This is a genomic window from Psychrobacter sp. NG27 (assembly GCF_016106655.1).
GTDB lineage: Bacteria > Pseudomonadota > Gammaproteobacteria > Pseudomonadales > Moraxellaceae > Psychrobacter.
In genome coordinates this window covers 44782-58951 of sequence record NZ_JADGIN010000002.1, presented here as the reverse complement: position 1 = coordinate 58951, position 14170 = coordinate 44782, and the positions used below count along the sequence as shown (strand labels likewise).

Genomic DNA, 14170 nt, shown 5'->3' with positions numbered 1-14170 from the left:
CTCATGTCATGACAGTATATTAATACTATCAATCTGATGATTCCAAGTCACCTATAACCCCACCATAAAGTCTCTATGGCTTTTTTACAGGACGATGCATAATGAAAATGGACTTTCTATCAAACGTAGCACTTAAGAGTACAGCACTCAAGATTAGCGCCCTTACTTTAGCTATCGCCGCAACCACGGCATGCACGACGATGGCAACAGGCGCTGATCATAAGATGTCAGACGCTCCAACCACTGCAACTGCGACTAGCAGTACCGCCATCACTCTTGGCAACGCTGCCACGACTAGCGGCACTAATGATACCGTCGCTATCGGTAGTCAGGCCAATGCAGGTCTGAACTCAGCAACGGCTGTCGGTGGTCAAGCCAATGCAGCAGGTCTAGGCTCAACCTCTATCGGTTGGCAATCAAAAGCCACCGCTGAACGCGCGCAAGCTTTCGGTCATCTAGCCAATGCTAGCGGTGTACGCTCTACCGCAGTTGGTGAAGCAGCCATGGCTGGTGGTACTAATGATACGGTCGCTGTCGGTAACAAAGCCAATGCAGGTCTAAACTCAGCAACAGCTGTCGGCGGCGAAGCAAACGCTGCTGGTCTAGGCTCAACGTCTATCGGTTGGCAATCAAAAGCCACAAGCGAGCGCGCACAAGCTTTCGGTCATTTGGCTGACGCTAGTGGTGTTCGTGCTACGGCAGTCGGTGAAGCAGCAGCAGCACAAGGTGCAAATTCGGTCGCTGTCGGTAATAAGTCTATGGCAGCTGGCATGAACAGCATCGCTATCGGTAACGAGGCAAAGGCAGCTAAAAATAACCAAGTTGTCTTAGGTAACGCCGGACAAGTGCAGTCGAGTACCGCAGCACAATCAGGTACTGTCAGAATAGTCACGATCGATGACAACGGCACTTTGGGTACTATGATGGTTGATTACTATAAGTCAGCTAAATAATCGTCAATCACAGCCTAGTTTCTAACGCTGGTAAAGATGTAATTAGCTATACTCAATAAAATAAAAAAGACCTCGCAATTGCGAGGCTTTTTTTAGGTGGTGTATTTGACTAAATAGGTCTTTTACGGAAATTTAAAAGATAACCGCACGTATCGAACTTTTATCTTTTGCGTATGAGAAATAACTCTTAAACCATATTAGTATTAACACCCCTTAAACTCAGCCTCACGTCTTTCAACCATCGCCATTACACCTTCCTTGGCATCTTCTGAATGAAACAGTGGTGGCAGATAACTATGGATATTGGCCAATGCCATTGCTGCACCATTACGGCTGGCATCTTGTGCTGAAGACAATGCACCTCTCACACCCAAAGGTGCGGCTTTACAGATCTCTTGTGCCAGCGTCAATGCACGATCGTACTCAGTACCATTAGCTACTACTTCGCTGACTAAATTCAGTCGATCAGCCGTTTGTGCATCAAATGCTTTACCAGTAAGCAGATACGGCATGGCTTTTTGCCAACCTGCTGCCGCGACAAAGCGTACCGTCGCGCCGCCAAAAGGCATGATACCGCGCTGGACTTCCATTTGTGCAAAGTTGCAGTTGTCACTGGCGATGACCACATCACTGTTTAGCATCAGCTCGATAGCTACCGTAAAGCAAGTGCCTTTGACCGCCACGACCACAGGTTTGGTACGCAGCTTTCCACTGATGCCCCATGGGTCAATTTGGTTACCATCAAACTCAAACACACCATCGTTTAGCTTGTCTTGCAGCTCGACCAAATCTAACCCGGCGGTAAAGTGATCACCATGCGCAAATATCAGCGCGCAGCGTAAGTTGTCGTCTTGCTCATAGCGAGTCATCGCATCAGACAACTGACCAATCATATGACTGTCAAAGGCGTTACGTTTATTGGCACGATTGAGTCCGACAAGGCAAACATGGCCTTGCGTGTTATAAGTGATGCGGTTTTCTGTTGCGTTGCTGTCCGTAGTCATGGTTCTGTCCTTGTTGAAATAATCATTATTATGTAATGGGTGGTTATGTCGTTGCGCCTCGATATCCTTGATATATCCTCAGTCGCAGCAATCGGCTATCTTCAATGTAGTTCTGACCAATACAAGTCTTGTAAATGAAGATAAGAATGCAGTAGTGGATTCATAGAAATTTGTCGATAAACCCACTTTTAATATAGACACCCTCGCGCGATAACACAAGCAGTAGAACTGCTACGAATAAAGCTCATATCAATATCAGTTGACCCGATTCATGTTAAGTGTAACCATAAGGAAAATATAGGCATTACTCAGAGCATTTTATGGAATTTTGGCACGGTTTTTTGCTGATTACTACAGTCCACTTACTGGCTGCAGCCTCTCCGGGGCCTGATTTTGTCTTGGTATCGCAGCAAACATTGGCAAAAGGTCGGCGCACTGGTTTGATCTGTAGTCTCGGTATTACTTTGGGCCTTGCCGTACACATTATATATTCGGTATTAGGACTGGCGACGGTCATCGCACATTCGCAGCCGCTATTGACTACTATCAAATGGTTGGGCGGCGGTTATCTGATTTATCTCGGTTGGCAAGGTATCCAAGCCAAACCTAAAAAGCCATCAGATTTAGCCAACTTAACAAATGCAGCAGACTCAGAAGTAAATTCAAGCGCTCACGTTTCACAGGATGCGATTATTAGCCAAACCACATCCCCAGCTAAAAACACCCCTACCCAAAAGTTACCTAGCAATAGCGAATCCACCTTTGCTACGTTGCGTCGCGGATTCCTTTGTAATGTCTTTAATCCAAAAGCACCCGTATATTTCGTCGCGATATTCACTCTCGTATTGTCACCTGATATACCGCTATGGCAGTTGGCCATTTATGGCGTATGGATGATGGTCTTACAAATGGCATGGTTTAGTACGGTCGTAATGCTGCTGTCTATCCCTGCTATTCATCGCCGCTTTCAGCGTTTTGAGCATTGGATCGACCGCGTATTGGGTACAGCGATGATAGTATTGGGATTAAATCTGATTTTACGTAGTCGATAAGACATTCGTTACTCGTGAAATCTGCTAAAATGGTTGATTATATTCAAACATCAAAGCCACACACTATGACCCGTATTCCAGCAAATAGTACACACAGAAACAGATCACCGGCGACCGCCAAAAAACTCGGTCAGCTACATCCGCGTAACCCGCATCAAGGTCGTTATGACTTTGCGGTATTGACTCGCGCGTTGCCTGAGCTTGCCAACCATACGATTACCAACCCTAAAGGCGAGCCGACGATTAATTTCTCGGATCACCAAGCTGTGCGTGTTCTCAATCAGGCGCTATTGGCCCATTATTATGGCGTGAAGTTTTGGGACATTCCAGAAGGCTATTTGTGTCCGCCTATCCCAGGACGTGCTGATTATATTCACTATATCGCTGATTTGCTTGCGCAAACCACTCATGTGAATGCAGATAACACACCGCCGACAGGTAAAGAAATCCACGCCTTAGATATTGGAACGGGTGCCAGTGCCATCTATCCAATTATTGGTAGCCAGAGCTATGGTTGGCGCTTTACCGCTAGCGATATCGATCCAATTTCGGTCAATACCGCTGCCCTTATTTGTGATGCCAATCCAAAGCTAAAAGGTGCGGTAAAAGTCAAATTGCAAACCAATCCTAAGCATATGTTTGCAGGCATCATCGGTCGTCAAGACTACTTCGATGTGGTGGTCTGTAACCCTCCATTCCATGCATCATTAGAAGAAGCGATGGAGTCTAACAGCCGCAAGCAACATAACTTGCAAAGACATCGCGGCAAAAATGAAAACGAGCAAATAAGCCGTAGTTCGTCGAAGACAGGTAACGCTGCACAAAACCTAAACTTCGGTGGTCAGCATAAAGAGCTATGGAGTGAAGGTGGCGAGATTGCCTTTTTGACTAAAATGGCAAAAGAGAGTCAAGATTTTGCAGAGCATGTCGGTTGGTTTACGACACTAGTCTCAAAGTCTGAAAACGTAAAGCCTCTACAGCTATTATTAAAGCAACTTGATGTCGCCCAAATGCGTATTATCGAGATGAGTCAGGGTCAAAAGAGTACCCGTGTATTGGCATGGCGCTTTGGCACTGACGAAGAGTAATCGTTAGCAGCTTCTCTGTTTAAGTTTCACGTGAAACAAAAAAGCACCGCTCTAAAGTTTAGGGCGGTGCTTTTTATTGAGAATAATAAATTTGGAAAACAACTGATAGTCAAAGAAATCTAAAATAGATACAAGGCAGCCGACTGCAGATAGTACAATTCGTACATCTAAGGATGGGTAACGCCGTAGCAATTTAGTAATTCTTTGACTATATTAACTAAAAAACATCACCTTTAACCCAATTAATATAAGCACCAACCCACCTAGCGCTTCTGCTTTATCCTCTAACCATGTGCCAGATCGCCAGCCTAAATAAACACCAAACAAACTAAATCCAGCAGTGATTAACGCTATTATCAAACAGGCTAGCCATGCATTTAGCTCTAGCAGATTGAGTGTAAATCCTGCTGCCATCGCATCGATACTTGTCGCAATGGCGAGTGTAAATAAAGTACGGTGATTGATAGTTTTATGACCGTTATGAATAACTGACATTGCCTCACTATCAGCATTTATAGCGTTACCCTTTGTGTGAAGCGCACTATCCACAGCATCTTCTTCATCCGCAGTAAATATTTCGTAAAGCATCTTTGCGCCGAGAGCGATCAGAATAAATCCACCAATCCAAGGTGCAGCTGCTGCCAACCAACCCAAAAGTGCTGCCCCTAATAGATAACCAATAAGTGGCATCACGCCCTGTGCAATGCCAAAATATAAGGCAGCATAAATAGCCAATCGCAGCAGATAAGACTTACTCTGTTTTTGTGACTTAGCACCCAGACCAATAGCTACAGCGAATGCATCCATTGCTAATGCAATAGCGAGTAATACGACTTCAATCATTTTATTTTTCTCATAAAATAGTCAGTTTTCCGTTTCACGTGAAACAAAAATACCGCTTTGGCATCCAAAGCGGTATTTTTATATCTTATTGACAGCCAACTCTAAATTTATATATCTAGGTTAGAAACAGTCAACGCATTCTCTTCGATGAAGATACGGCGCGGCTCAACATGATCACCCATTAGGCACGTAAACATATGGTCAGCGGCGATAGCATCTTCGATAGTGACGCGTAGCATACGACGGTTTTCAGGATCCATCGTTGTGTCCCAAAGCTGATCAGCGTTCATCTCCCCTAGCCCTTTATAGCGCTGAATGGCTAGACCGCGACGTGCATCGACCATCATTTGCTGCCAGAGATAATCGAAGTCACGTACTGGGATATCTTTCGTCGTACCTGCTGTTGCTTCACGGCGGATAAAGGCATCACTTTCAAGCAACGTGTTCCATTCAGCAGACAAGCGCAACAGCTTGCTGTATTCACCTGAACTAATGAAACTCGCATCCAGTAGATAATGATGAGCCAACTGATGCACATAAACCGTGATACGTGGTAGCCACTGTGCTTTGGTAGATAATGCCTCGCCATCAATAGTGTCTTCAGCCACCACTTCTGGCTTCATACCCAATAGATCAGCTGCTGCTGCATCCATATTTTTTGGCTGTGGTGCATGAATATTGATCAGTTCAATCTCAGGGCTTAGATCGCTACCGAAATGGTCTAACTGCGTTTGCATAGCGTCTTTCCATGCTTGCATAGCAGATTTATCATAAGTCATATCCGTCGTCAGCTTTGGTGTATGCGTCAATGCATCCAAAAGCACCGCTGGGAAACGAATCTGCAAACGGGCTTTGATCAGCTGCGTTTGGTTATAGTCATTCAGTAGTGTCTCAAGCGCTTGGCCAGTGATCGCAGGCGCATCGGCACTGATATGCAGCTTGGTATTGTCAATTGTCGATGAAAGTAAATACGCTTTAAGTGCTTCATCGTCTTTTAGGTATAACTCTTGACGACCTTTTTTGACTTTGTATAGCGGCGGCTGAGCGATATAAACATAGCCACGTTCGATTAATTCAGGCGTTTGACGGAAGAAGAAAGTCAACAGCAACGTACGAATATGCGATCCATCAACATCGGCATCGGTCATGATAATGATTTTATGATAGCGTACTTTGTCAGGATTATATTCATCAGGGCCAATGCCACAGCCAAGCGCCGTAATCAGGTTGCCCACTTCTGCAGAAGATAGCATCTTATCAAAACGAGCACGCTCAACGTTCAAGATTTTACCTTTTAATGGCAAAATGGCTTGGGTTTTGCGACTGCGGCCCTGTTTGGCTGAACCACCTGCAGAGTCACCCTCCACAATATATAGCTCTGATAATACTGGATCTTTTTCTTGGCAATCAGCCAACTTACCTGGCAAGCCTGCGATATCCAAAGTTGTCTTGCGACGCGTCATCTCACGCGCTTTACGAGCTGCATCACGCGCACGTGCCGCATCGATTATCTTACTCGCAATCGCTTTACCCGCACTTGGGTTCTCTAGTAGATAGTCATTAAACTTATCATGCATTGCTGATTCAACAGCTGATTTTACTTCGCTTGATACGAGCTTATCTTTGGTCTGACTCGAGAATTTTGGATCTGGTACTTTTACAGAGACGATAGCAGTTAGACCTTCACGGGCATCATCACCCGTTGCAGCGACTTTTTCTTTTTTGAATAAATTTTCACGATCCATATAGCTATTCAGGCAGCGCGTCAAAGCTGAGCGAAAACCTGATAGATGCGTACCACCATCTTTTTGAGGGATGTTGTTGGTGAAACACAGTACTTTTTCGTTATAAGTATCTGTCCACTGCAGTGCGACTTCAACGCTGATACCGTCGTCTTGTTGACTGGTAAAATGGAAGACTTCGTTGACACCGTCTTTGCCAGCATTGATATAACTAACGAACTCTAGCAACCCACCTTTATGTTCAAACTCGTGACGCTTATCAATGCGCTCATCAGTCAATACAATACGCACGCCAGAGTTCAAAAACGAGAGCTCACGTAAGCGTTTTGCCAAGATGTCATATTCAAAAATCGTACCGGTGAACACATCACTGCTCGGGTAAAAACGAATTTGCGTACCCGTCTGATTCGTGGCTTCCATCTGCTGAATATCGCTATCTGGTACACCATCAGTATAAGTTTGATTGTAATGATAGCCTTCTCGCCAGATATTCATCTCTAACTTTTTAGATAAAGCATTGACCACTGAGATGCCTACGCCATGCAGACCACCTGACACTTTATAACTGTTATCATCGAACTTACCACCGGCATGCAGTACCGTCATGATGACCTGTGCTGCAGATACACCCTCTTCTGGATGGATATCGACAGGGACACCACGACCGTTGTCCATCACACTGACAGATTCGTCTTCATGGATAATGATGTCAATCTGATCACAATGACCCGCAAGCGCTTCGTCAATAGAGTTATCCACTACCTCAAAGACCATGTGGTGGAGGCCTGTACCATCATCGGTATCACCGATATACATGCCAGGACGTACACGTACCGCCTCTAACCCACGTAATACGCGAATATCTTTAGAGCTATAATCAGAGGGTAATACTCCAGGCGCCACAGCTGGCACCGTCGTTGCAGCAATACTATCTGATGTCAGTTGCTCGTGGTCGGTAGGTAATGAATCACTCATGTGTCTTCCTTAATCTAGCCATAATCAGCCGTTTGCTATGGACTCACCACTACGATGATGCCTCATAACTTATTTTAGACTCAACTGTTGTAGTAAAAATCTTCGATACGCATCATTGGCTAAAACATAATTAACCAAAATTTCGTCAGAGATGATATTGACTTAGCGAACACAAAGTCAGTGCTTTATGACTTCACAATCAGCTTCTTTTTTTTAAACATTATTAAAGCTAGCAGAATCAATTAAACACATACTTATCAAACACTTAGAAACCTATAGATAATAAAAAATATCTACATAACACTATTAAACAACTTGCTGAAAACAGGATAAAAATAAAGCCTAATTTTAGCATTTTTTTGCTTCTAAGTCACTGTTTACTGACAGTTTTCTTAGTATGAGTGGCTCTCAAAAAATAAACGATATTGTAGGAAAATAATGGTAGGTACAAAAGAGTTACGAGGTAATAAGTCAGGGTAAAATAGGTAGTATAGGAACATTACTAAAGAGGTTGAATGTTGCCCTGTTTCACATGAAACATATTAGGGTTCGACCATAATTCTTTGACCAACGGTACGATATCATCGGTCAAACTGCTCATAAATACCTGACAGGGTAACTGCGATAAAGTTGATAATAAAATCTCTATTGCCTTACCATCAAGCTCTGCCGTTATGTCGTCTAGTAATACGACTGGCGTAGCTCTAGTATTAAATCCGTCTCTCTGTGAATCAGTATTCTGTTCAGCATTGAGCAATAGCGGTAACTGAGACAACCGTAGTGCTGTGATTAACAACTTTTTTTCGCCACGAGATAACACATTAGCCGCTTGCTCTTTTAGAGTCGGCAATTTAGCACTGACATCGTTTTTTAGCGCTATGCTTGCAGACTCACTACTCACCTCTACTGAATCATCAGAATGCCAATGCACATGAACATCCGCTCGATGGTTGCCGATACGAGTGTATCCCAGCTGCAGATCCTGCTCTAGTCGCTCGTTAAGCTGCACATCTAACGCAATACTCGTATCATAGCCAGCGTTATAGCTTAAGCTCAGCTGTTCAGCATAAGATGGCAGTAACTGCTCAATGCTCTCAGCAAAGTAAGGCTGCCATTCGGTAAATATTCGCTCGCGATAATGATGAATGAGTGCTGCATGGCTACTCAATCCTTTATCCCATGATTTCAACTCAGAAAGCTGCACTTGGGTTAAATGGCGTGATTTTTTTAGTAAACTATTGCGCTGTTTTAGCAGTCGTTGATAAGCAACCCATTGCGGATGAAAGCCTTGTTTCATGTGAAACACTAGCCAATCCAATAGCTGACGACGACTGGCGCTACCTTGTTCTAACATATCCATCGTTGAGGGATCTATCAATAATGTTGGCAGTTGCTCAGTTAGGATACTTTGATTGTAGACAGTCGTCTGATTAAGACGCAAGAGTGTGGTAGCATCAGCTTGTTTTTGGATAGCTAATGTACTGCTATCGTTAAGCTTAGCATGTACAGTAACTGTATTGTGATGATGTTGAATATAGCGCTTGGGCTGGTGATGACGGAAGCTTTTGCCTCTAGATAGAAGAAATATGGCTTCAAGTAATGAGGTTTTGCCACTACCGTTTTCGCCAATAATAACGTTACAAGCAGCATACTGTAGATTGACTTGCGTTAGGTTGCGAAGGTGTGAAATTTGTAGACGTTCAATCATAATACCGATAACCGCCTATTAAAATAGCATATAAAAAGTAGGCATAAGTTGAATAAAAAATATAAGTATAGGAGGCTAAACTCTAAAAATGCAAATCCACTCTAAGAGTAAATTTGCACTTAAATACAGCTCCAATACCCAACTTTACCGCTTTTGTAAAACAGATATCACTATATTCGCATTGGCATAATGACATACTGATGGAATTCATCATTCAGTTGATTGACCAACACTGAAGCGTTTGATTGGCTCATATGCATTTGCAAATCACCTTGGATAACGCCCAGTACATCTTGCAAGTAAGCAGCGTTAAACGATAGCTCCATGGGCTCACCTTGATACTTAGCTTGTATCATTTCCACCGCTTCGTCTTGCTCAGCATTATTAGCACGTACTTCTACCATACCGTCACTGGCAAAGTTAAAGACCACACCGCGAGATTTTTCATTGCTCAAAATCGCAACACGGCGTAACACATCAGTCATTTTTTCTTGGTTAAACAATGCTAGCTTATCCGTATTGCTTGGCATGACACGGCGATAATCTGGGAACTTACCATCGATCAGGCGTGCCGTAAAAGTGACCATTAAATTATCACTCACCTGCCCTGCACTATCAACATCACCGAACGGTAAGCTGACTTGCAGAAACTCACGACCAAAGCTTAAGGTAACTGGATTATCTTTATCTCCGAGCATTTTACCGAGCTCAGAAGCCAAACGCTCAAGTTCAATCACCGCTTTGCGTGGCAAGATAGCCTGCATATTAAGATCAGCGCTCACATCGATGACACTACGCGCTAAAGCCAATCTATGCCCATCAGTTGCAACCGTGGTTAGCTGCTGCTGTGATACATCAAACAACATGCCAGTTAGATAGTAACGCACATCTTGAATGGCCATCGCAAACTGAGTTTTGTGAATCAAATCTGTCAAACGGTTACGGCTGATAGTCAATGGTGTGATATTTTCAGGATTGCCTAGACTTGGATAGTCGTCACTAGGCAAGGTACCCAGTGTAAAACGACTCTTACCACTGGTCAGCAAACAACGCTCATTAGCTTGGGTGGCTAGATTAACTTGCGCTTGCGCAGGTAGAGACTTACAAATATCTTTTAATTTGGTTGCCGGTAACGTCGTTTTACCTGCTTCTATACAAGCACCTGCAGGCAGTTTCAATGTCGATGTCAGTTCCACCTCTAAATCTGACGCGGTTAAGATAAGCTCAGACTCTGAGAGTTGTAGCTTAATATTGCCCAAAATCACCATGTTATGGCGTTTATCAGCGGCTTTGGCGATCAGATTAATAGCTTTTAATAACGACTCTCGATTAATCGATAATTGCATGCTTAGTTACTCTTAATTGAATGATTTTATTATAAAAATGCTAAGTAATGATTTAATAATACTCTGTCTGATAACGATAATCTACAAAGCAGTGATTTGCTTATGTTTTCAATATTATAAACGATATCTATCGACTAAAACACATCACAAAAAGCGCTTTAACCTGCCTGTAACATCAATGCTAACGTCTTGTAGTCTTTATCAAATGCAGGATCTGCCGCTCGTAATTCGTTTATCTTATCACACGCATGCATCACCGTTGTATGGTCGCGTCCGCCAAATGACTGACCAATTTCAGGGAAACTATCACCTGTTAGCTCACGCGACAAAGCCATCGCTATTTGACGTGGTCTGGCGATGCTTCGAGTGCGTTTGCGTCCCATCATATCTTTGATAGTAATATCATAATATTCAGCGACTATCTTTCGAATATTATCCATATTGACGGCTTGCACACGCATGGCGACGATATCTTTTAGCGCATATTGCACCATCTCAAGGGTAATCTGAGCGCCAGTTAAGTTAGCATTAGCAAATACTTGATTTAGCGCACCTTCTAGACGTCTCACATTAGAAACCACATTCTGTGCGATAAATAGAGCACACTCTTTAGGCAACAGCATGCCGTACGAGGCTGCTTTCTTCTGCAAGATTTGTACACGAGTATCAATTTCGGGAGGGTCAACGGCGACTGTTAATCCCCAAGAAAACCTAGATCTAAAACGCTCATCGAATTCCGTCATTTGTGATGGATGACGATCAGAGGCCAAGATAAGTTGTTTATCGCCACTGGTAAAATCTGCAAATAAAGTCAAAAACTCATTACTACTTTTTGTCTTTCCTGCTAATACATGAATATCATCTACAATTAATAAATCCACTTTTTTTATTTTCTTTTTAAAATCTTCTATTTTATTATTTCTTAAAGAATAAACCAATTGATTAATAAATTTTTCAGAAGTGAAATAATAAAAACTTTGATTATTTTTTAAATAGCGATGAGCTACCGAATGCATTAAGTGCGTTTTTCCTAAACCAGAAGGGCCATATATGAATAAAGGATTATGACGATTTTTTGATTGCTTCTTACCAAGCTCATAACAAGCTTTATAGGCCAAATTATTAGACTTACCAGTAACGAATGTCTCAAATGTAAAATCAGGATTTAGGTAACTTAAGGACTTGGCATCAGTAGAATCGAGTAATTCTGCATGACGCATATTGGCATCAACATCTGCTCTAGAATTATGATGATGGATAGATTCAAACTTGTGCTCAGATGGGGTAGGGGCGTGCTCATCTTCTCCAAACAGTGACCCTGACGTTGTTTGGTTATTGTCCTCTACATTACGTCCCGCATTATCGACACGTACAATAACTTCCTCAATACTCCCTTGACTGTGCTTAGTTACTAATTGCTGAATATCTTGTAGATGATTCTTTTTGATGTACGTCACAAAATAATCATTAGGAGCAAGGATGATGAGGGTTTGTGCTTCTTGATGAGCCGATAAAGGCCTCAGCCACATAGTAAATACATTGTCTTTGACGCTGTAACGCAAATCGTTTAGACATTTATCCCAAATATTTGCTGTTTCTATCATGAAAAGTAGTGACCCTATAATCTAAAAAAATAATCGTGTTTTAGTCATATAGACTGTAAATTAACCCTTGATACTGATTGTAGGTATCTGCATAAAAAGCCACACTTTTAAATACTACAAGCTAATATATCAACTAGCGGCTAATCTAACACAAATAGCCTGTGGATAAAACCTTGTTTTTTGTGGATAAGACTGTGGATAGTTTTGTGGATAAATACAAATAATGACTTATCCATATTTAATGCACAGGTTATCCACAGGTTTACCCATAGCGTAGTCATTTGATAATAAAAAGGAAATAGAAGTTAGCCACAGAAAAACAGGCTCCCAATAACAACAATATCTATATATATTAATCAATTATTATTATAGGAATCGCTAAAATCTGTGGATAACTATGGAAACTCACTCACGTTGACTAGCTATAATTTGCAACTGAAGTGACAATTTTTATTGAGATATAATTCATCTGTAAACAAGGGAAATTGAATACCTAGACACTCATATAATTAGTTTATTGACCAGAACTATGCTGAATGGTATAATCCTCCGTTATTACGAATTTAGTCCATTATTTTGATAGGTGAGTTATGAAACGTACATTCCAACCAAGCGTGATCAAGCGTAAACGTACTCACGGTTTCCGTGCTCGTATGGCAACTAAAAAAGGCCGTCAGGTCTTAGCACGTCGCCGCGCTAAAGGACGTCATCGCCTTACTGTATAATCAGTAGATTGCGATGAGCATGGCTAATTGTGCTTGTTGTGTTCTTATTGTTTATAGATTGCGATAGTCGATCCTCACAACTGACACTTAGCCATATATTAAAAGCGCCCGCATCGGCGCTTTTTTTGTCTCTATATTTTGCTATTATTTCTCATATTATCATTCGCTATCCTACTAGGTTGTATTATGCCCAATTCTCTTTTAGCTATACCTGTACCTACCGCTAGATTCACCAAAGAGCAGCGCTTGCTTACGCCTGTAGCCTTTCGTGAAGTATTCGATGCGCCTGAGCGTAAGATACACCAGAGTCATCTAATGGCTTTTGTGAGATCTAATGTTCATGATAAGCCTAGGGTCGGTATGGCTATTACTAAGCGTAAGGTGCCTACTGCTGTTGTTCGAAACTTGATTAAAAGACATATACGTGAGCAGTTTCGTACAAAGTCTTTGGAAATGGAAAATAAAGACATTGTCTTTATTGTTAAAAAATCAATAAAGGATATAAATAAAGAAGAATTAAAAAACCAAATTAATAATATATTTAAAAAAATAGAAAAAAAATAAAATGATTTTTTTATTTAATTCTTTTAAAAAAATATTTTTAATATTTTTATTAAATACCGTTTTGTTCTATCAAAAAATAATAAGTCCCCTGATTCCTGCGCGCTGTCGTTACTATCCAACTTGTTCAAATTATGGTAAACAAGCTTTGACATGGCATGGTCCCCGTGTAGGTAGTTGGTTGCTATTAAAACGTCTTAGTAAGTGTCATCCTCTCGGTGGGCACGGTATTGACTTTGTACCTCTTCCTTTATCTTCTTATAGCTATCAATACTTATCTTCTACTGATATACCAAATAACGTTGTTAAAGGATTGGGTATTTACCGAGACAATAATAGCTATGTTTCACAGCTTAACTATCTGATGAAGTCAGAGTAAAAATGACTATCTTTGGGTATGGATCTTATCCCCAGTGAGTTACCCACAAGTTATCCACACTCTTGGTATCATTTGGGGCAGATTTTTAGTAAAATGATGCACATTTTATGTAAATGACGACGTTTACAGTTTCCTGTATGAGGATAACTGCATAGTGGAGTCATGACACATGCCCTAATTTTTCATTCCC

Annotated in this window: 12 protein-coding genes; 6 read left to right on the top strand and 6 right to left on the bottom strand. The window is 41.9% G+C overall.

Annotated elements, in window-relative coordinates; all coding sequences use genetic code 11:
• The first annotated feature begins 101 nt into the window (after nucleotides 1-101).
• Nucleotides 102-953: a hypothetical protein gene (locus tag IP485_RS03675; RefSeq protein WP_227686406.1), complete on the top strand. Its 852-nt coding sequence runs from the start codon at nucleotides 102-104 to the stop codon at nucleotides 951-953.
• Between the two features lie 203 nt (nucleotides 954-1156).
• Here IP485_RS03675 and IP485_RS03670 read toward each other — a convergent pair whose 3' ends face one another.
• Complete coding sequence (locus tag IP485_RS03670) at nucleotides 1157-1957, bottom strand: crotonase/enoyl-CoA hydratase family protein (protein ID WP_198326047.1); 801 nt, start codon at nucleotides 1955-1957, stop codon at nucleotides 1157-1159.
• Between the two features lie 320 nt (nucleotides 1958-2277).
• Here IP485_RS03670 and IP485_RS03665 point away from each other — a divergent pair, with 320 nt between their 5' ends.
• Complete coding sequence (locus tag IP485_RS03665) at nucleotides 2278-3009, top strand: LysE family translocator (RefSeq protein ID WP_198326046.1); 732 nt, start codon at nucleotides 2278-2280, stop codon at nucleotides 3007-3009.
• A 29-nt stretch (nucleotides 3010-3038) separates the two neighbouring features.
• Nucleotides 3039-4097 (top strand): 23S rRNA (adenine(1618)-N(6))-methyltransferase RlmF, encoded by a 1059-nt coding sequence (gene rlmF / locus IP485_RS03660; protein ID WP_198326448.1) that lies wholly within the window; start codon nucleotides 3039-3041, stop codon nucleotides 4095-4097.
• Nucleotides 4098-4310: 213 nt separating this feature from the next.
• Here rlmF and IP485_RS03655 read toward each other — a convergent pair whose 3' ends face one another.
• From IP485_RS03655 to dnaA, 5 genes are all read right to left on the bottom strand, one after another.
• Nucleotides 4311-4940, bottom strand: a complete 630-nt coding sequence (locus IP485_RS03655; protein ID WP_198326045.1) for a manganese efflux pump MntP family protein — start codon at nucleotides 4938-4940, stop codon at nucleotides 4311-4313.
• Between the two features lie 107 nt (nucleotides 4941-5047).
• The gene (gene gyrB, locus IP485_RS03650) at nucleotides 5048-7657 is read right to left on the bottom strand and encodes a DNA topoisomerase (ATP-hydrolyzing) subunit B (protein WP_227686405.1); all 2610 of its coding nucleotides are present in this window, start codon (nucleotides 7655-7657) and stop codon (nucleotides 5048-5050) included.
• Between the two features lie 502 nt (nucleotides 7658-8159).
• A complete protein-coding gene (gene recF / locus IP485_RS03645) occupies nucleotides 8160-9365 on the bottom strand; it encodes a DNA replication/repair protein RecF (RefSeq protein ID WP_198326044.1) in 1206 nt (401 codons plus the stop codon).
• Between the two features lie 170 nt (nucleotides 9366-9535).
• Nucleotides 9536-10711, bottom strand: a complete 1176-nt coding sequence (dnaN, locus tag IP485_RS03640; RefSeq protein ID WP_198326043.1) for a DNA polymerase III subunit beta — start codon at nucleotides 10709-10711, stop codon at nucleotides 9536-9538.
• Nucleotides 10712-10869: 158 nt separating this feature from the next.
• The gene (dnaA, locus tag IP485_RS03635; RefSeq protein WP_198326042.1) at nucleotides 10870-12315 is read right to left on the bottom strand and encodes a chromosomal replication initiator protein DnaA; all 1446 of its coding nucleotides are present in this window, start codon (nucleotides 12313-12315) and stop codon (nucleotides 10870-10872) included.
• 590 nt (nucleotides 12316-12905) lie between these two features.
• Here dnaA and rpmH point away from each other — a divergent pair.
• From rpmH to yidD, 3 genes are all read left to right on the top strand, one after another.
• Nucleotides 12906-13040, top strand: a complete 135-nt coding sequence (gene rpmH / locus IP485_RS03630) for a 50S ribosomal protein L34 (RefSeq protein WP_007394757.1) — start codon at nucleotides 12906-12908, stop codon at nucleotides 13038-13040.
• Between the two features lie 186 nt (nucleotides 13041-13226).
• A complete protein-coding gene (gene rnpA, locus IP485_RS03625; RefSeq protein WP_197174907.1) occupies nucleotides 13227-13604 on the top strand; it encodes a ribonuclease P protein component in 378 nt (125 codons plus the stop codon).
• A 1-nt stretch (nucleotide 13605) separates the two neighbouring features.
• Nucleotides 13606-13980 carry a membrane protein insertion efficiency factor YidD gene (gene yidD / locus IP485_RS03620; RefSeq protein WP_198326041.1) on the top strand — a complete coding sequence of 125 codons (375 nt, stop codon included), beginning with the start codon at nucleotides 13606-13608 and terminating at the stop codon, nucleotides 13978-13980.
• The last annotated feature ends 190 nt before the right edge of the window (nucleotides 13981-14170 follow it).

Bases quoted from the DNA above. Each gene is read 5' to 3' on its own strand.
- IP485_RS03675 (WP_227686406.1), top strand. From the start codon at position 102: ATGAAAATGGACTTTCTATCAAACGTAGCACTTAAGAGTACAGCACTC.
- IP485_RS03670 (WP_198326047.1), bottom strand. From the start codon at position 1,957: ATGACTACGGACAGCAACGCAACAGAAAACCGCATCACTTATAACACG.
- IP485_RS03665 (WP_198326046.1), top strand. From the start codon at position 2,278: ATGGAATTTTGGCACGGTTTTTTGCTGATTACTACAGTCCACTTACTG.
- rlmF (WP_198326448.1), top strand. From the start codon at position 3,039: ATGGTTGATTATATTCAAACATCAAAGCCACACACTATGACCCGTATT.
- IP485_RS03655 (WP_198326045.1), bottom strand. From the start codon at position 4,940: ATGATTGAAGTCGTATTACTCGCTATTGCATTAGCAATGGATGCATTC.
- gyrB (WP_227686405.1), bottom strand. From the start codon at position 7,657: ATGAGTGATTCATTACCTACCGACCACGAGCAACTGACATCAGATAGT.
- recF (WP_198326044.1), bottom strand. From the start codon at position 9,365: ATGATTGAACGTCTACAAATTTCACACCTTCGCAACCTAACGCAAGTC.
- dnaN (WP_198326043.1), bottom strand. From the start codon at position 10,711: ATGCAATTATCGATTAATCGAGAGTCGTTATTAAAAGCTATTAATCTG.
- dnaA (WP_198326042.1), bottom strand. From the start codon at position 12,315: ATGATAGAAACAGCAAATATTTGGGATAAATGTCTAAACGATTTGCGT.
- rpmH (WP_007394757.1), top strand. From the start codon at position 12,906: ATGAAACGTACATTCCAACCAAGCGTGATCAAGCGTAAACGTACTCAC.
- rnpA (WP_197174907.1), top strand. From the start codon at position 13,227: ATGCCCAATTCTCTTTTAGCTATACCTGTACCTACCGCTAGATTCACC.
- yidD (WP_198326041.1), top strand. From the start codon at position 13,606: ATGATTTTTTTATTTAATTCTTTTAAAAAAATATTTTTAATATTTTTA.